The sequence below is a fragment of the Kitasatospora sp. NPDC101155 genome (assembly GCF_044768305.1).
In the GTDB taxonomy this organism is placed as follows: Bacteria; Actinomycetota; Actinomycetes; order Streptomycetales; family Streptomycetaceae; genus Kitasatospora.
This window is the reverse complement of sequence record NZ_JBIWPN010000063.1, coordinates 19,851-35,494: the sequence shown is the minus strand read 5'-3', so window position 1 is coordinate 35,494 and position 15,644 is coordinate 19,851. Positions and strand designations below refer to the sequence as shown.

Below are 15,644 nucleotides of genomic sequence, written 5' to 3'. Positions count from 1 at the left end.
TCGATCTCAGGCTTCAGCACCTCAAGATCTGCACGGGGGACGGCGTGCACTGCGTCAGGCACCCCGAGGACGCCCACGGATGGAGCAGAAGAGCCGCAAAACAGGAGGTACCGCCAGTTGCGGGAAGCGCGAACGGACGTCCACCCGGCTCGGGACGGCGCCCAGTGCGGCGGCGTCCGTGTCGCCCACGGTCATCGCCAACTGCCACGGCCCGTCGGCGACGGCGGCCGTGCAGGCGCGGTAGAACTCCGGGTGACCGTTGAAGACGGTGCCCAGTGAGACGTACAGCAGTGGTGCGTCAGGGTCGGGCGGTGACCAGTGCTCGGCCTGTTCGCGCCTGCCCATCGAGGGGCCGATGAAGTGGAAGCGTTCGTCGAAGCTGTCAGCGGCCGGCTGGAACTCCCGTGGGACGAACACGAGGTTGAGCTCGTCCGCCATCGTCATGGTGTCGGCGACACCGAGGGGACGCCGTACTCGGTGGAGAATGCCGCGCAGTCGGCGGCGAGCGAGACCATCGCCGGATCGTCGGCGTCGAGCCCTGCGGTCAACTGCCGGTCCAGTGAGTACGTCTCGTTCGACGCGAGGTGAGGGAAGCACTGCACGGCCGGGATGCCCAGGCTCCTGGCGATGATGCGGGCGGGCCAGTTCGTCGTGTCGTAACAGATTGCGTCCACCGGCTCCGAGGCACAGTACTTCTGCAGCACCAGGTAGGTCGCACTCATGGCCGCGAAGTAGTGGCGCAACCAGCCGGCTACAGTCTCCGGGCCGATCTTTGACGGTGGCGTGAACGGGGCCAACGGCGGTAGTTCCAACCAGCGTGCGCCGGCGTCGGTGACCGCGGCGGCGTGGCCTGCCCCGGTGGCGTAGTCCACCTGGTGCCCGCGCCGTACGAGTTCCTCGACCAATGGCAGTATTGGGTTGATGTGTCCATGGCCAGCAAGGGTCATGAAGAGTAACTTCTTCGGCACGGGGGACACCCTGGCAGCGCCGGCGCCGCTGCGCCATCGAGATTCGCGACTCGTCGATGTGGCCACTGGTGGCGACCGCTCGCGGGCTGGCCGCCCCCTCCGGCTTACATGACCGCACCGTCTGTGCCGGGCGCCATGGTCGTCAGGCGTCGGCGGCAGATATTTCAGCCTTTATGTGAAAGTGCAGGCGCCGGCCCGCCCGGCTCAAAGCCGGGCGGGCCATCCGGCCCTGTTGGTATCGATGCATTCGGGCTACCGTTGGCAGTGGGCAAGAGAGGAAAACGTAGAAGGCTCAACGGATACGGTATCTGAAATGAACGGCAAATCCATGCGGCACCCAGGAATGCGACGGACGAGCGGTCTGACCGCCGCCGCCCTGATGGGGGTTGGGACGCTTCTGGGAAGCGGTGGAACGGCCCTTGCGAACGCTGCTCCGGCCGCGCTAAGCGCCCCTCAGTACGTCGAGCAATCAAACCCGCCCCAACCGAATAGCTGGGATTCCGGCTACCAGGTTGGCTTGCAACTCGGCCACCAGGCGGCCAATGTCGACTTCAAGCACGGCCAGACGAGCCGCGCATTCACGAAGTACCCCACGGTGTCAGGAAATGACCCTCGCTACGTCTATCAAACAGGGGTCTTGGCGGGCACTAAAGATGGATATACTGAACAAATGGAATCTCTCATGGGCAAGGCGGTCGGACCCGTTCTGCCCTTTAATCCGGTTCCTGAGCACCCGTACTATCCGGGGCCGGCGGAGAAGGGGAAACCATCTCCGAGCTGCGGTTGGTGCGCTCCTGGCCCCAACACGACCAACCCGAACACGACCAACCCCAATACGACCAATCCGAATACGGGCGGCTCGTCCACGACCGGTCCCAACACGACGAGCCCGAATACGGGCGGCTCGTCCACGACCGGTCCCAACACGACGAGCCCGAATACGGGCGGCTCGTCCACGACCAGCCCGAACACGAATGGCCCGGACATGGGCGGCTCGTCCACGACCAGCCCGAACACGAATGGCCCGGACACGGGCGGCTCGTCCACGACCAGCCCCAATACGACCAGCCAGTCCCCAACCGGCTCGTGACCTGTACAGCCAGTGGTGTAACTCGTGCGGTGTGAGTTACCGGCGACCGTTGAAGAGTCGGCCGTCGAAGGCTATGCCGAAAGCCTGGAGGGGTGGGCTTCCCGTGCACGGTCCGGCGATTGTGGCTGGCAAGGTGATCAATGATCATCAACGTTGCGGTGCCGAAACCGTAGTCTCCTGGGCGGCTGCGGAGTCCGCAGCCGCCCAAGACCGGTCACTTGACCAGGCGTGACCAGTCGCCCGGCTGCCCCGGATCCAGCTGGCGCAGCTTGTCGAGGACCTTCGGGTCCTGGGCGTCCAGCCAGTCGGCGACCTGGCGGAAGGAGACGCAGCGGACGCCGGCCCGCTTGCAGACGCTCTTCATCACGTCCTCGATGGCCTGCATGTAGATGCCACCGTTCCAGTCCTCGAAGTGGTTTCCGATGAAGAGTGGGGCCCGGCTGCCGTTGTAGACGCGTTCGAAGCCGGCGAGGTAGCTCTCGCGGGCCTCCTTCTCCCAGGCGGCGTACTTCCTCGGGTCACCCTTGGTGGTGTTCCCGGACTGGCCGGCGAGGAAGTTGAAGTCCATCGAGAGGCCCTGGGTCTCCTTGGCGGGGAAGGGCAGCATCTGCAGCGGGAAGTTCCACATGTCCTGCTTCTTGACCGGCCAGACCTGGAACTCGCCCGGCGAGCTGGCGTCGTAGCGGAAACCCGTCGCCTTTTCGGCGGCGAGCAGGTTCTTCTGGCCCTCCAGACAGGGGGCGCGGCCGCCGACCAGCTCCTTGGTGTAGTCGAAGGGGAGGGGCGGGAGGTCCTTGTAGCCGGTGTTGGTCTTCCAGTTGGTGACGAAGGAGACAGCCTGGTCGAGTTCGCTCTTCCACTCCTCGGTGCTCCAGTCGCCACCGCCCTTGGGGCCGCAGAAGTGGCCGTTGAAGTGGGTGCCGATCTCGTTGCCGTCCTGCCAGGCCAGACGCAGCTGCTCCAGGGTGTCCTTGACGTGGGCGTCGGTGGCGAAGTCGATCGAGGCGGCGCCGGGGTCGTGCTGGGGCGCGCGGTAGAGGGTGCGTTTGGACTTGGGCACGGTGTAGATGCCGGAGAGGAAGAAGGTCATCTGGGCGTTGTTCTCCACGCCGAGCTTGCGGAAGTGGGAGAACAGGTGGTCGTCGCCTTCGAGAGCGCCGTCCCAGGAGAAGACGACGAACTGCGGTGGCTTCTCGCCCGGTTTGAGCTTCTCGGGGGTGGGTTGCTTGGGCTGGGGGCCGGTGTAGGAGGTCGAGCCGTCGCCGAGGACCTTGACCTGGCCGTCCCAGGTCGGGGTCGGGGCGGGGGAGGGGACGGAGGCGGGCGTGTCGTTGGTGGTTGGGCTGGGGTCGGGGCTTTGGGGAGCAGCGGACGGTCTGCTCCCCGGGGCGGATCCTCCCGTTGCCAGGGCGAGGGCCGCGAGGACCCCCACCGCCAGCAGACCGGCCGTGCCACGAGCAGTCCGCACCCATACCTCCATAGTTCGATCAGAAGAACACTTGATCGATGACTATTTGGGCGGGTGAGGTTGCACGTCTCACAAGTTCCTCACGTTTGACGTCAGCTGATGTGCTGCCGGAAAGCCTCGGCGCCGACGAGGGTGTAGAAACGCCGGACCCGGTCCGAGAAGCCGGGCATGCGCAGGTACTCGTGGTACGTGAGGTCCCAGAGGCCCCAGCACTCCAACTGGAGGAAGTGCGGGCTCTTGGCGTCGATCAGGCGGATCTCGTACGCGGTGCGCGGCGGCTCGTTCTTGCGGATCCAGGCCTGGGCGTGGGCGTAGGAGTAGAAGCGGAGCGGCTCGTCGGCCGGGGGGAGGGCCTTGACGAGGAGGTCGGTGCTGCGGTCGCGGATGACCCAGGCCTGGTAGGAGGCGCCGTGCGGGGCGTCGGCGGGGACGGCGGTGTAGCGGTCGGTTGTCATCGGCGGGTCGCCACCTGGATGAAGCCGGAGGCCTTCTCGACGCGCTCGGCGAACTCGTTGAACTCGCCGTCGATGGGGGAGATGGTGGCCTTGCTGGGGATGAGGATCGCGCCGGCGCGGTTTTCGAGGAGGCGCTGGAGGGCGGCCTGGAGCATGGGCCGGTGCTCGGGCCCCTTCACGGCGGCTTCATCGTCCACGACGATCAGCGAGATGTCCCAGCGGAAGGCGTGGGCGTAGGCCTCGCACATGCGCAACTCGCGCTCGGGGAAGCGGGAGTTGGTCTTGGCCAGGTAGATGACCACCTGGGGGCGGTGCAAGGTCTGCGGGGGCGTGGGACAGCTCACCGCTGGCTCCTCTCTGTAGCGAAACGACTACCAGTAGTGCCCACTGTCGGCTAAGCTTGGGAATCGTTCAACTTGCCTGTGTTTCAAGTGGAATTGGGCGTGTGCTGTGAACCGCAAGGAACTTGACCCAACGTCGTCTCCGCGTGAGTCCTTCGGCGCGCTACTCCGCAGCTCGCGGGAGGCGTTGGGTTGGACCCAGCAGGACCTGGCCGCAGCCATGGGCTACTCGGACAGCTACATCTCGGCAGTGGAAACAGGTCGCAAATCCACCAGCCGAGACTTCGTCAGAGCGGCTGACAAGGCGCTCGGGACTGGGCAGACGCTTGAGCTGATGTGGGTCGGGATGAGGAGGAGGGGATTCCTGGAGGGCTTTCCGGAGCACGCTGGACAGGAGGCCCGTGCGTCGGAGATCAGGATCTTCGAACCGAACCTCATCCCTGGGCTCTTCCAGACCAAGGCCTACGCCTCCGCGAGGGAAGCGGCGGCAGTGCAGCGAGGAAGTAGCACTCAGGATCAGGCTGAGGAGCGAATGAAGTTCCTCGTCGCGCGACAGCGGCTGCTGAAGCGCGCGGAGCCACCGGTCATCCACGCGGTGATAGACGAGAGTGGCCTCCGTCGCCCGGTGGGCGGTGCTGCGACGATGCGCGCACAGCTTGATCACCTGGTCGAGATGGCGATGAAGCCTCATGTGATCTTCCAGGTGGCCCCGTTCAGCTTGGCTGAGCACGCCCCGTTCCGCGCCTTCGTCACGTTGCTGACGTTTGCCGATCGCTCTGTGGTCGGCTACACGGAATCTGCGGAGAACGGCTTTGTCGTGCGGGAAGACGGGACTGTCAGGGCATGGGAAAGGGCCTACGATCGGTTGCAGGTGGAAGCGCTGACCAGAGCGGCGACCCTCGACCTGATTCACAAGGCCCGAAAGGAACTCTGACCCATGACCCGCCCAGACCTGTCCCGCGCTTCCTGGTTCAAGTCGTCGTACTCCGACAACGGCGGTTCCTGCGTAGAGGTCTCGCCCGACTTCCCCGGCGTCGTTCCGGTCCGTGACTCGAAGGACCCCGAGGGGCCCGCGCTCGTCTTCCCGGTCGAGGTGTGGCGATCCTTCGTTGCCGCGACTGCCGCCGGTGAGTTCGGCGACATCTGATCTGCGACCTACCCAAACGAACCCTCGGGCTGCCCTGCCCGGGGGTTCGTCGCGTCTCGGGTGGCATTGACAGGGGGCGGCCCCGAGCTCGATGCTAAGCAAGCGCTTAGTCATCGATTCGCCGTCCGAGGAGCCGCCCGATGCCCGAGACTCCCGCCGACCCGCCGGGCCTGGACCTGGCTCGTCTCCGCACCCACCTGGACCGCGAGCTGCCCGGCACCGTCCAGGGCCCGCTGTGGGCCGACCTCATCGAGGGGGGTCGCTCCAACCTCACGTACGTCCTCACCGACGGCGCCTCCCGCTGGGTCCTTCGCCGTCCCCCGCTCGGGCACGTCCTCGCGACCGCCCACGACATGGGCCGCGAGTACCGTGTCATGTCCGCCCTGAGCGGCACCGGGGTGCCAGTTCCCCGCATGCTGCTGATCGACCACGACACCGACGTGCTCGGCGCGCCCTGGTACCTCATGGAGTACGTCACCGGCACGGCGCACCGGGACCGTGAAACGCTCGCCGCTCTTGGTGAGCAGCGCGTCAACGCGCTCGGCCGCCGTCTGGTCGAGACCCTGGCCGCCCTGCACCGGATCGACCCGGCCGCCGTCGGCCTCGCCGACTTCGGACACCCCGACGGCTACCTGGAGCGCCAGCTGCGCCGCTGGTCCAAGCAGCTCGCCGCCTCCCGCAGCCGCGACCTGCCCGACCTCGACCGGCTGCACGCCCTGCTCGCCGAGCGCCTGCCGACCTCGCCCGCGCCCGCCCTGGTGCACGGCGACTACCGGCTGGACAACGTCCTGGTCGACGACGACACGATCACCGCCGTCCTCGACTGGGAGATGTCCACCCTCGGGGACCCGCTCACCGACATCGGCCTGCTCGTGATGTACACCGAGCTCGCCGGCGTCGGCGGCGGCATCATCCCCTCGGCCATGACCGCCCCCGGCTTCCCCAAGGCCGACGAAATCGTCTCCTACTACGCCGAGCTGACCGGCCGCCAGGCCGCCGACCTCGACTGGTACGTGGCCTTCGCCTCGTTCAAGCTCGCCGCCGTCGCCGAGGGCATCTACTTCCGCTTCCAGCAGGGCCGCACCCTGGGCGCCGGGTTCGAGCGCGCGGGCGAGATGGCCCCGATCCTCGCCCGGCACGGCCTGAGCACCCTCAAGGAGAACTGAATGGACTTCGCCTACGACGCCCGGACGAACGAACTCCGCGAGCAGCTGCTCGCCTTCATGGACGAGCACGTCTACCCGGCCGAGCCCGTCCTCGCCGAGCAGCTCGCCGACCCCGCCCGCGGGGCCTGGGCCGTCCCGCCGGTGATCGCCGAGCTCAAGACCGAGGCCCGCAAGCAGGGCCTGTGGAACCTCTTCATCCCCGGCGAGCACGGCGCCGGGCTGACCAACCTCCAGTACGCGCCGCTCGCCGAAATCACCGGCCGCAGCCCCCAGTTGGCCCCGCCCGCACTCAACTGCGCGGCCCCCGACACCGGCAACATGGAGCTGCTCGCCGAGTTCGGCAGTGCCGAGCAGAAGGAGCGCTGGCTGCGCCCGCTGCTGGACGCCGAGATCCGCTCCGCCTTCGCGATGACCGAGCCCGAGGTGGCCTCCTCGGACGCCACCAACGTCGCCACCCGGATCGTCCGGGACGGCGACGAGTACGTGATCAACGGCCGCAAGTGGTACATCACCGGGGCGATGAACCCGGACTGCAAGATCCTGATCGTGATGGGCAAGACGGACCCGGACGCCGAACCGCACCGTCAGCAGAGCATGATCCTCGTCCCGCGCGACACCCCGGGTGTCACCTTCAAACGCGGCATGACGGTCTTCGGCTACGACGACTCCGACCACGGCGGCCACGCCGAGGTGCTCTTCGAGGACGTCCGGGTGCCGGCGGAGAACCTGATCGGCGAGGAGGGCACGGGCTTCGCCATCGCCCAGGCCCGGCTCGGCCCCGGCCGCATCCACCACTGCATGCGCGCCATCGGCATGGCCGAGCGGGCGCTGGAGCTGATGTGCCGCCGGACCAGCGCGCGCGTCGCCTTCGGCCGTCCGCTCTCCGACCGGGGTGTGATCCAGGACTGGATCGCCGAATCCCGGGTCCGCATCGAGCAGTTGCGGCTGCTCGTCCTCAAGACCGCCTGGCTGATGGACACCGTCGGCAACCGCGGCGCGCACGCCGAGATCCAGGCCATCAAGATCGCCACCCCGATCACCGTCGAGTGGATCCTCGACAAGGCCGTCCAGGCCCACGGCGCCGGCGGCACGGGCCAGGACACCCCGCTCGCCCAGCTCTGGGCCGGCGTCCGCAGCCTGCGCCTCGCCGACGGGCCGGACGAGGTGCACAAGCGCTCGCTCGCCCGCCGGGAGCTCAAGAAGTACCGGTAACCCGGAACCGGTAACCCGAAGACGTCATACCTGGGCACCAGGGGTGAGTTGGCTCCACGGTATGACGGCTGCGGCCCGTCCGCGCCCGTACTGTCTCCCGCATGCCAGGTCGATATGGAGAGGTCGACCGGAGATGAGGGGAGACGTGATGGTCAGGCGGGGACGGGCCGTGGCAGCGGTACTGCTGGCAGCGTCGGCAGCGCTCGGACTGGCGGGCGCGCCCGGGGCGCTGGCGGCACCCGAGGACACCGGCGGCCAGCGGGCAGCCACAGCGTGGCTGCCGCGGCCGACCGGGCCGTACCCGATCGGCACCACCACCCTGCACCTCACCGACGAGGAGCGGGAGTTCCCGCTGAAGCCCGGGCGGCCCCGCGAGCTGATGATCGGCTTCTGGTACCCGACCGCCCGCCCCGCCGGCGGCGGCGACCGCGCCCGCTACATGGAACCGGCCGCGGCCGCGCACTTCGGCAGCGCCGGGAGCGTCGGCCGGGCGAACTACGGCTTCGATGCCGGCCGCACCGACTGGGCCGACGTCCGCACCCACGCGCGCGCCGACGCGCCCGCCCTCCCCGGCGGAAGGCGCCCTGTGGTGCTGTACTCACCCGGCCTCGGCGACCCGCGCACCTGGGGCACCGCCCTGGTCGAGGACCTCGCCTCGCGCGGCTACGTCGTGGTCACCATCGACCACACCTGGGAGGCCTCCGAGGTCCAGTTCCCGGGCGGCGACCTGGCCACCTCCGTCTTCCCCGAACTGATGGGCCGGCCCGACCTGGACATCGGGGCCGTGCTGCGCACCTCGCTCCGGACCCGCGTCGACGACACCCGCTTCGTGCTCGACCGGCTCGCCGGGCTGCGCCGCGACCGCAGCCTGCCGGCCGGCCTCGCCGACTCGCTCGACCTCGACCGGATCGGCATGGTCGGTCACTCCGCGGGCGGCTTCACCGCCCTGCAGACCATGCACGACGACCCGCGGATCGCGGCCGGGATCAACCTGGACGGGCAGCTGCACTTCCCCGGCCCGGACGGCAGGACCGGCGTCCACCTGCCCAGCGTCGCCCAGGACGGCCTGGACCGCCCCTTCCTGCTGATGGGCACGCGGAACGCGGACTCCGGCAGCTACCACCAGCAGCCCGGCTGGGACGCCCTGTGGCAGCACAGCACCGGCTGGCACGCCGACCTCACCATGGACGGCTCCCGGCACGGCTCCTACACCGACGCGCAGTCCCTGCTCCCGCAGCTCGCCCGCCAGGGCGCGATCAGCCCCGAGAAGCTGGCCGAGGACGTCGGCGACATCCGCCCCGACCGCGCCGAGCTGGCCACCCGCAGCTACGTCGCCTCCTTCTTCGACCGCTGGCTGCGTGGCCACGACGACCACCTGCTGGACGGGCCCTCGGCGCGGTTCCCGGAGATGACGTACGAGCGGTAGGGGAGTCTCGTCCGCGGTGGGTCACGCCGTGGCGAGCGAGACCTCGGTGGCCTTGATGAGCGCGACGACCGACGAGCCGGCCTCCAGGCCGAGTTCGGTCGCAGCGTCCTTGGTGATGGCCGCGGTCAGCTCACCGCCTTCGACGGACACCTTCACCGTCGCCATGGCGGCCCCCGCCGCCACGTCGACCACTGTGCCGGGGATCTGGTTGCGGATGCTCAGACCTGCCACCGGTCCGGTCGCGAGCGAGACCTCCGTGGACTTCACCATGGCGCGCACAGCAGCGCCCTCGGCGAGCCCGAGGTCCTGCACGGCGTCTGCGGTGACGGCCGCCGTGATCTCCTGACCGCCGTCCAGGCGGGCCTCCACCGTCGCCATCGCCTCACCGGTGGTGACGGAGGTGACCGTGCCGGGGATCTGGTTGCGGATGCTCAGGCTCATGGAGACCGACCTCGCGAGAGTGGGGGCAGGAACTCCTCCTGCCCTGCGTTGACCACCGTAATCACGTGGCCAGGAGCCTGCAGAAGCCTCCTCACGCGTGCGAGTGGGCAACGCCGAATCCGCCCGCAGATCGGAGCCCACCAATCCTCGGTGGACGGCACTGCGCGGGAAGTCGGCCGGGCCGACTTCCCGCGCAGTGGGCACGGCAACGGGGTATCAGGCGAGCGCCAGGCTGATCTCGTCGTTGAAGACCACCCAGTGCTGCCCGGGGTCGGTGATGTTACACGGCTTCGTGCTGACGTTCGGGGTGCCCCAGGTGTTGGCGAGGCAGTAGGCCGGGTCGAAGGTGAGGGAGATCTGCTCGCCCGAGACCGTCCAGTACTGCCCCTGGTCATTGGGGTTGCACGGCTTCGTGGAGACGAACGGGGACTGCCACGTGTTGGCGAGGCAGTAGCCCCGCGCGTTGCTGAGGGAGATCTGCTCGCCCGAGACGGTCCAGTGCTGGCCGGGGTCGCCGGTGTTGCACGGCTTCGTGCTGATGTTCGGGGTCTGCCAGGCGTCGGCGAGGCAGTAGGCACCGGGGGTGCGCGGGGTCGAGTGGGTGGCGTCGGAGGCCCCCGCCTGACCGGCGGGCAGGAAGGAGGTCGTGAGTGCCAGGGTGGCGACGGCGAGAGTCTTGCGGAGGGCGATTGCCATGGGGGCAGTTCCGTTCTCGCTGAGGGCCGTGCGGTTCGCGCACGATCAGGGTGTGATGTCACAGCTCAGGCCCGAGTGCGATGCCAATTGGAACATCGCTCGCCATCGAACTAACAGAGCCGGGCGGTGCATTCACCTGAACGGGTAGCCGCGGAGGATCTGGCGTTGACCTCGCCGGGCATGACACAGAGGACTGTCTGACAAATGATCACCTGACTGGTTCGCATGTGGTCAGACAGCCATCAGCGGATCTCCGAGCCCGGGTTGGCCTCGTCCCAGGCCGCGCGCGAGTCGACGATCGCGTCGTGGTGGTCGTAGGACCAGTCCACCATCGCCCGCACCAGGTGGGTCAGGCTGTGCCCGAGCGGCGTCAGCTCGTACTCCACCTGCGGCGGGACGGTCGGGTGGACGGTCCGCGACACCAGGCCGTCGCGCTCCAGTCGGCGCACCGTCAGGGTCAGCATCCGCTGGGAGATCCCCGGCAGCGCCCGCTGCAGCTCGCGGAACCGCCGTACGCCCTGGGCGAGTTCGACCACGGCCAGCACCGACCACTTGTCGCCCAGCCGGCTCAGCAGGTCGCGGATCCCGCAGTCCACGCCGTCCTCGCACCACACGACGGGACGGGGGGTGGTTACCGCGGTGTGCCCTACTGACATGGAAGTGCCTCCTTACGCCGGACGCCCAGGCTATCGAGGATGGTCGGGTAGCCAACGGCCGATCATCCCTGGAGGGGAACCATGCTGCTCGTCACCGGTGTCAACGGAGGTCTCGGCGCCCTCGTACTGGAGAGGCTCGGCGGGCGCGAGGGCGTCCTCGCGGGAAGTCGGACGCCCGAGCGGGTGCCGGCCGAAGTACCCGCCCGGCTGGTGGACTTCGACCGGCCGGAGACCCTGGCGGAGGCCTTCGCCGGGGTGACGACCCTGCTGCTGATCTCGGCCGGCGCCGCCGAGGACGACGTGGTGATCGCCCGGCACGGCGCGGTGATCGAGGCGGCGGAGAAGACGGGCGTCGAGCACGTCGTCTACACCAGCCTCTCCGGCGACGGCGACCACCTGCCCTACGCGCTCGCGCACCGCTGGACCGAGCGGCGGCTGCGCGAATCCGCAGTGTTGCGATGGACGGTGCTGCGCAACGGCCTCTACGCGGAGCTGCTGGCCGCGATCGCCGCGCCCGGCCCGGACGGGGTGATCACCGCGCCGCTCGGTACCGGACGGCTGGCGGCGGTGGCCCGGGCGGACCTCGCCGAGGTGGCGGTCAACGTCGCCCTGGCGCCCGCCGCGCACGCGGGCCGCACCTACGAGCTGGTGGGGGAGCGGGCGGTGGGCGGCGCGGAGGTGGCCGAGGTGCTCGGCGCGGAGTACCGCCCGGGCGGGCTGGGGGAGGCCCGCACGGCGGTGGCGGCCTCGGACGCGCTGGACTTCCAGGTGCCGATGGTGGTCGGCACCTACTCGGCGATCGCCCACGGCTTCCTGGCCGGGCCGGGCGGGCCGGGCGACCTGGCGGCGCTGCTCGGCCGCCCGCCCCGCCCGGCCCTGGAGGTCATCGCGGGGCGCTGACCTCGTCGGCGGCCTGCGCGACCCAGTCGGGCAGCGGCTCGCGGCAGGCCAGCCAGACCTGCGGCACCCGCGCCAGCCCGGTGCGGGCCGCGACCACGCCGCCGGTGATGGCGCAGGTGGTGTCCACGTCGCCGAGGCCCTCGGCGGTGGTCCACAGCGCGTCGGTCAGGCTGTCCAGGTGGTGCGCGGCGGACCACAGGGCGAAGGGGACGGTGTCGCTCGCCGTGATCCGCTGTCCGTTGCCGAGGAGGTCGGCCGCCCGCCAGGGCTCGGTGTCCGCGGGCAGCCCGGCGGCGCTGTGCAGCCCGTCGCGGACGGTGCCGGCGGGGGTGCGGTCGGCCACCGCTGCCAGCAGCTCGGCGCCGGCGGGCGCGGGCCCGGTGCGGCCGCGGGCGGCGAGGGCCGCCGCCAGGGCGACCGCGACCGCCCCGGCCACGCCCTCGGGGTGTGCGTGGGTGACCTCGGCGGACAGCGCCGCCTGCTCCGCCGCCTCGTCGAGGTCCGCGCAGAACCAGGCACCCAGCGGTGCCACCCGCATGGCCGCGCCGTTGCCGAGACTGCCCTGACCGTCGAACAGCTCGCGCGCCCCGGTGCGCCAACTCCCGGGCTGCTCGGCCAGTTCGGGCAGCAGCAGGTGCATGCCGTGCCCGTAGCCGCGGCTCGGGTCGGCCAGGTAGGTGGCCCCGAAGGCCTTGGCGAGGCGCTCCTGGTGCACCGCGTCGAAGGCGGTGAGGACCCCGTACACCGACAGCGCCATCGCGGTGTCGTCGGTCCAGTGCCAAGGTCCTTCCTGCGGCGTGCGCCGGGCCCGGATCTGGTCGAACGCCTCCCGGGGTGTCCGGAAGAGGGGGAACCAGCGCTCCCCGAATCCGTCCCCGAGGGCCAGGCCCTCCAATGAGTCGCGAGCGGCGGAAAACGATGTCATCCCGGCATCCTGGCAGGGGCCGGTTCCTTCCCGCACCCGGATTCCCGGCGCCCCGCGGGGGACGCCGAGCCGGCCGAGTGGACCGCCATCCTCGACCTCGACCAGCTCGACCCCGACGCCGACCCGCTGGAGCGGGCCGAGCGCGCCCTGTTGCGGACCGTCCTGCCGGAACGCCTGAAGCCGCTACTCCCCGGCCGGCTACTGCCTGGCCCGCTACTCCCCGAGGACGGCGATCCGGCCGGTGCTCAGTCCGTGGGCCACCCGCTGGACGGCGTCCGCGGCGTCGGCCAGCGGCACCCGGGCACTGATCAGCGGCCGGACCACGCCCTGCTCGGCGAGCTTGGTCAGCTCGTCGTGGGCGGCGCGGACCGCGCGCGGGTCGTGGGTGTTGTAGAGGCCCCAGTGCAGGCCCAGGATCGAGTAGTTCTTCACCAGGGCGTGGTTGAGCGCCGGCGCCGGGATCTGTCCGGCGGCGAAGCCGACCACCACGATCCGGCCCTCGAAGGCGACGCACTTGGCGGAGCCGGTGTAGGCGTCGCCGCCGACCGGGTCGAAGACCACGTCCGCACCGCGCCCGCCGGTGGCCTGCTTGACGGCGGCGACGAAGTCCTCGGCCGTCCGGTCCACCACCAGGTCGGCACCCAGCGAACGCGCCGTCTCCGCCTTGGCCGCGCCGCCGACCACGGCGATCACCCGCGCCCCCGCAGCCCGGCCCAGCTGCACCGCCGCGCTGCCGACCCCGCCGGCCGCCGCGTGCACCAGCAGGGTCTCGCCGACCCGCAGCCGGGCCCGGCGGTGCAGGGCGAACCAGGCGGTCTGGTAGCCGATGTGCAGTGCGGCCGCCTCGGCGTCGTCCAGCGCCTCGGGCGCCGGGAACGCGGCCGCGGCGTCCAGCAGCGCGTACTCGGCGAAGGCGCCGTGCGGCAGCACCGGGTTGCCGATCACCCGCTCGCCCCGCCGGGCGCCGTCCGCGACCTCGCCGCACAGCTCCACGCCGGGCGTGAACGGCAGCGGCGGGCGGACCTGGTAGTGCCCGCGCACCATCAGTGCGTCCGGGAAGTTCACCGCCGCCGCCCTGACCCGGACCAGCAGCTGGCCCGGGCCGGCCACCGGCCGCGGCACGTCCTCGGCGAGCCGCATCACCGTGGCCGGCTCGCCGAGCTCACCCACCTGCCAGGCCCTCACAGCGCCTCACTCTCCTCCAGGCCCCGCTGGAGCCGGTTCATCCCGACGATCCAGCGCTCCGGTTCGCTCGCCCGGATGCGGTAGTACTCGGCGACCTCCGGGTGCGGCAGGATCAGGAAGCGGTCGTGGCGCAGCGCGTCCATCACCTCCTCGGCGACGTCCTCCGGGTCCAGCGCCGTCGGGGCGAGCAGTGCCTCGCCGACCGGACCGGTCGAGGCCAGCATGTCGGTGCGCACGCCCTGCGGGCAGAGCGCGTGCACCCGGATGCCCCGGTGGCGGTAGGTGGCGGAGAGCCATTCGGCGAAGGCGAGCGCGCCGTGCTTGCTGACCGCGTACGGGGCCGAGCCGAGCATGGTGAGCAGCCCGGCGGCGGAGACGGTGGCCAGGAACCGGCCGTTTCCGCGCTCCAGCCAGCGGGGGAGCAGCAGCTCGGCGGCCCGAACGTGCGCCATCACGTTGACCTCCCAGGCGCCGGCCCAGGCCGCGGCGGGGGCGTCGGCGCCGCCGACCGGGGCGACGCCGGCGTTGGCGCACCACAGGTCGATCTCGCCGAGCGAGGCGCGGGCCCGGCCGACCAGGGTGGCCAGGCCGGTGGCGGAGGCGGCGTCGCCGGGCAGGGCGGTGCCGCCGCACTCCTCGGCGACCTTGCGGGCGGCCTCGGCGTCCAGGTCGTTGACCACGACCCGGGCGCCGGCCTCGGCGAAGGCCTTGGCCAGGGCGGCGCCGATGCCCCGGCCGGCGCCGGTCACCACCACGCCCTGGTCCGCCAGGTCGTCTGTCACAGGCCACCGCCGAGGGTGACGCCGCCGTCCACCACGAGGGTCTGGCCGGTGATCCAGCCGGCGTCGGAGGAGAGCAGGAAGGCGACCGCGCCCGCGACGTCCTCGGGGACGCCGAGCCGGCCCAGCGGGTAGGCCTTGCTGACCTCCGCCTCGCGACCCTCGTACAGCGCCTCGGCGAACTTGGTCTTGACCACGGCGGGGGCGACGGCGTTGACCCGGATGCCCTGCGGGCCCAGCTCGGTGCCGAGTTCGGTGGTGAGCCGGATCAGGGCGGCCTTGCTGATGCCGTACACGCCGATCCCGGGCGATGAGCGGATGCCGGCGATCGAGGCGACGTTGACGACCGCGCCGCCGTGCTCGCCCATCCACGCGGCGTGCGCCCGGCGGATCCAGGCCAACGGGCCGAGCACGTTGACGGCCATGATCTTGGCGGCGGCCGCGTCGTCGGTCTCCAGCACAGGCCCGTAGACCGGGTTGATGCCGGTGTTGTTGACCAGGTGGTCGAGCCGGCCGAAGGCCTCCAGGGTGCGGGCGATCGCCTCCTCCTGGTGGGCCGGGTCGTCGGCCTTGCCCGCGACGGCGATCGCGTTGTCCGGGCCGCCCAGGTCGCGGACGGCCTCGGCGAGCGGCTCCGGGTTGCGGGCGGTGAGGCAGACCTTGGCGCCGCGGTCGACCAGCTCGCGCGCGATGCCGAGGCCGATGCCCCGGCTCGATCCGGTGACGACGGCCACCTGGCCCTTGAAGGAGTGCACCACGGAGGGTCCTGCCTTTCGCGCGAGGATCCTG

Annotated in this window: 19 protein-coding genes; 7 read left to right on the top strand and 12 right to left on the bottom strand. The window is 70.7% G+C overall.

Annotated elements, in window-relative coordinates:
• Nucleotides 1-54: 54 nt before the first annotated feature.
• Together ACIRYZ_RS41660 and ACIRYZ_RS41655 are read right to left on the bottom strand one after the other, a co-directional pair.
• Nucleotides 55-438, bottom strand: a complete 384-nt coding sequence (locus ACIRYZ_RS41660) for a hypothetical protein (RefSeq protein WP_402953870.1) — start codon at nt 436-438, stop codon at nt 55-57.
• A 2-nt stretch (nt 439-440) separates the two neighbouring features.
• The gene (locus ACIRYZ_RS41655; protein ID WP_402953869.1) at nt 441-968 is read right to left on the bottom strand and encodes a hypothetical protein; all 528 of its coding nucleotides are present in this window, start codon (nt 966-968) and stop codon (nt 441-443) included.
• Between the two features lie 313 nt (nt 969-1,281).
• On the opposite strand from ACIRYZ_RS41655, the gene ACIRYZ_RS41650 reads away from it, so the two are divergent.
• Nucleotides 1,282-2,058 carry a hypothetical protein gene (locus ACIRYZ_RS41650; protein WP_402953868.1) on the top strand — a complete coding sequence of 259 codons (777 nt, stop codon included), beginning with the start codon at nt 1,282-1,284 and terminating at the stop codon, nt 2,056-2,058.
• Between the two features lie 214 nt (nt 2,059-2,272).
• On the opposite strand, the gene ACIRYZ_RS41645 is transcribed toward ACIRYZ_RS41650, so the two are convergent.
• From ACIRYZ_RS41645 to ACIRYZ_RS41635, 3 genes are all read right to left on the bottom strand, one after another.
• Entirely contained in the window at nt 2,273-3,538 is a 1,266-nt protein-coding gene (locus tag ACIRYZ_RS41645; protein ID WP_402953867.1) for a hypothetical protein, read from the bottom strand.
• Between the two features lie 80 nt (nt 3,539-3,618).
• Nucleotides 3,619-3,981: a hypothetical protein gene (locus ACIRYZ_RS41640; protein ID WP_402953866.1), complete on the bottom strand. Its 363-nt coding sequence runs from the start codon at nt 3,979-3,981 to the stop codon at nt 3,619-3,621.
• A complete protein-coding gene (locus ACIRYZ_RS41635) occupies nt 3,978-4,325 on the bottom strand; it encodes a hypothetical protein (protein WP_402953865.1) in 348 nt (115 codons plus the stop codon). Before ACIRYZ_RS41635 ends, ACIRYZ_RS41640 begins: the two co-directional genes overlap by 4 nt.
• A 106-nt stretch (nt 4,326-4,431) precedes the next feature.
• Between ACIRYZ_RS41635 and ACIRYZ_RS41630 the strand changes: the two genes are divergently transcribed.
• The 5 genes from ACIRYZ_RS41630 (at nt 4,432) to ACIRYZ_RS41610 (ending at nt 9,273) form a co-directional block, all read left to right on the top strand.
• Nucleotides 4,432-5,256, top strand: coding sequence for a Scr1 family TA system antitoxin-like transcriptional regulator (locus ACIRYZ_RS41630; RefSeq protein WP_402953864.1), 825 nt, complete (start codon nt 4,432-4,434; stop codon nt 5,254-5,256).
• Between the two features lie 3 nt (nt 5,257-5,259).
• Nucleotides 5,260-5,469 (top strand): DUF397 domain-containing protein, encoded by a 210-nt coding sequence (locus ACIRYZ_RS41625; protein ID WP_402953863.1) that lies wholly within the window; start codon nt 5,260-5,262, stop codon nt 5,467-5,469.
• A gap of 140 nt (nt 5,470-5,609) precedes the next feature.
• Entirely contained in the window at nt 5,610-6,635 is a 1,026-nt protein-coding gene (locus tag ACIRYZ_RS41620; RefSeq protein WP_402953862.1) for a phosphotransferase family protein, read from the top strand.
• Nucleotides 6,636-7,847, top strand: coding sequence for an acyl-CoA dehydrogenase family protein (locus ACIRYZ_RS41615; protein ID WP_402953861.1), 1,212 nt, complete (start codon nt 6,636-6,638; stop codon nt 7,845-7,847).
• Nucleotides 7,848-8,016: 169 nt separating this feature from the next.
• Nucleotides 8,017-9,273 (top strand): alpha/beta hydrolase family protein, encoded by a 1,257-nt coding sequence (locus ACIRYZ_RS41610; protein WP_402953860.1) that lies wholly within the window; start codon nt 8,017-8,019, stop codon nt 9,271-9,273.
• A gap of 21 nt (nt 9,274-9,294) precedes the next feature.
• On the opposite strand, the gene ACIRYZ_RS41605 is transcribed toward ACIRYZ_RS41610, so the two are convergent.
• The 3 genes from ACIRYZ_RS41605 to ACIRYZ_RS41595 all read right to left on the bottom strand — a co-directional run bounded on the left by ACIRYZ_RS41605 (nt 9,295) and on the right by ACIRYZ_RS41595 (nt 11,066).
• Nucleotides 9,295-9,714 (bottom strand): molybdopterin-binding protein, encoded by a 420-nt coding sequence (locus tag ACIRYZ_RS41605; RefSeq protein ID WP_402953859.1) that lies wholly within the window; start codon nt 9,712-9,714, stop codon nt 9,295-9,297.
• Nucleotides 9,715-9,930: 216 nt separating this feature from the next.
• Nucleotides 9,931-10,410 carry a ricin-type beta-trefoil lectin domain protein gene (locus ACIRYZ_RS41600; protein ID WP_402953858.1) on the bottom strand — a complete coding sequence of 160 codons (480 nt, stop codon included), beginning with the start codon at nt 10,408-10,410 and terminating at the stop codon, nt 9,931-9,933.
• Nucleotides 10,411-10,652: 242 nt separating this feature from the next.
• Nucleotides 10,653-11,066: a winged helix-turn-helix transcriptional regulator gene (locus ACIRYZ_RS41595; RefSeq protein ID WP_402953857.1), complete on the bottom strand. Its 414-nt coding sequence runs from the start codon at nt 11,064-11,066 to the stop codon at nt 10,653-10,655.
• An 81-nt stretch (nt 11,067-11,147) separates the two neighbouring features.
• Here ACIRYZ_RS41595 and ACIRYZ_RS41590 point away from each other — a divergent pair, with 81 nt between their 5' ends.
• Entirely contained in the window at nt 11,148-11,966 is an 819-nt protein-coding gene (locus ACIRYZ_RS41590; RefSeq protein WP_402953856.1) for an NAD(P)H-binding protein, read from the top strand.
• Here ACIRYZ_RS41590 and ACIRYZ_RS41585 read toward each other — a convergent pair.
• The 4 genes from ACIRYZ_RS41585 to ACIRYZ_RS41570 form a co-directional block, all read right to left on the bottom strand.
• Entirely contained in the window at nt 11,950-12,891 is a 942-nt protein-coding gene (locus ACIRYZ_RS41585) for an ADP-ribosylglycohydrolase family protein (RefSeq protein ID WP_402953855.1), read from the bottom strand. The genes ACIRYZ_RS41590 and ACIRYZ_RS41585 overlap by 17 nt on opposite strands.
• Before the next feature lie 213 nt (nt 12,892-13,104).
• Nucleotides 13,105-14,076 carry an NADPH:quinone oxidoreductase family protein gene (locus tag ACIRYZ_RS41580; protein ID WP_402953854.1) on the bottom strand — a complete coding sequence of 324 codons (972 nt, stop codon included), beginning with the start codon at nt 14,074-14,076 and terminating at the stop codon, nt 13,105-13,107.
• Nucleotides 14,073-14,858, bottom strand: coding sequence for an SDR family oxidoreductase (locus tag ACIRYZ_RS41575; protein ID WP_402953853.1), 786 nt, complete (start codon nt 14,856-14,858; stop codon nt 14,073-14,075). Before ACIRYZ_RS41575 ends, ACIRYZ_RS41580 begins: the two co-directional genes overlap by 4 nt.
• Nucleotides 14,855-15,613 (bottom strand): SDR family oxidoreductase, encoded by a 759-nt coding sequence (locus ACIRYZ_RS41570; RefSeq protein WP_402953852.1) that lies wholly within the window; start codon nt 15,611-15,613, stop codon nt 14,855-14,857. The genes ACIRYZ_RS41575 and ACIRYZ_RS41570 overlap by 4 nt, the downstream gene beginning before the upstream one ends.
• Nucleotides 15,614-15,644: the final 31 nt, after the last annotated feature.

Coding starts and splice junctions, on each gene's coding strand:
- ACIRYZ_RS41660 (WP_402953870.1), bottom strand. CDS start 438: ATGGCGGACGAGCTCAACCTCGTGTTCGTCCCACGGGAGTTCCAGCCG.
- ACIRYZ_RS41650 (WP_402953868.1), top strand. CDS start 1,282: ATGAACGGCAAATCCATGCGGCACCCAGGAATGCGACGGACGAGCGGT.
- ACIRYZ_RS41645 (WP_402953867.1), bottom strand. CDS start 3,538: ATGGAGGTATGGGTGCGGACTGCTCGTGGCACGGCCGGTCTGCTGGCG.
- ACIRYZ_RS41640 (WP_402953866.1), bottom strand. CDS start 3,981: ATGACAACCGACCGCTACACCGCCGTCCCCGCCGACGCCCCGCACGGC.
- ACIRYZ_RS41625 (WP_402953863.1), top strand. CDS start 5,260: ATGACCCGCCCAGACCTGTCCCGCGCTTCCTGGTTCAAGTCGTCGTAC.
- ACIRYZ_RS41620 (WP_402953862.1), top strand. CDS start 5,610: ATGCCCGAGACTCCCGCCGACCCGCCGGGCCTGGACCTGGCTCGTCTC.
- ACIRYZ_RS41615 (WP_402953861.1), top strand. CDS start 6,636: ATGGACTTCGCCTACGACGCCCGGACGAACGAACTCCGCGAGCAGCTG.
- ACIRYZ_RS41605 (WP_402953859.1), bottom strand. CDS start 9,714: ATGAGCCTGAGCATCCGCAACCAGATCCCCGGCACGGTCACCTCCGTC.
- ACIRYZ_RS41600 (WP_402953858.1), bottom strand. CDS start 10,410: ATGGCAATCGCCCTCCGCAAGACTCTCGCCGTCGCCACCCTGGCACTC.
- ACIRYZ_RS41595 (WP_402953857.1), bottom strand. CDS start 11,066: ATGTCAGTAGGGCACACCGCGGTAACCACCCCCCGTCCCGTCGTGTGG.
- ACIRYZ_RS41590 (WP_402953856.1), top strand. CDS start 11,148: ATGCTGCTCGTCACCGGTGTCAACGGAGGTCTCGGCGCCCTCGTACTG.
- ACIRYZ_RS41585 (WP_402953855.1), bottom strand. CDS start 12,891: ATGACATCGTTTTCCGCCGCTCGCGACTCATTGGAGGGCCTGGCCCTC.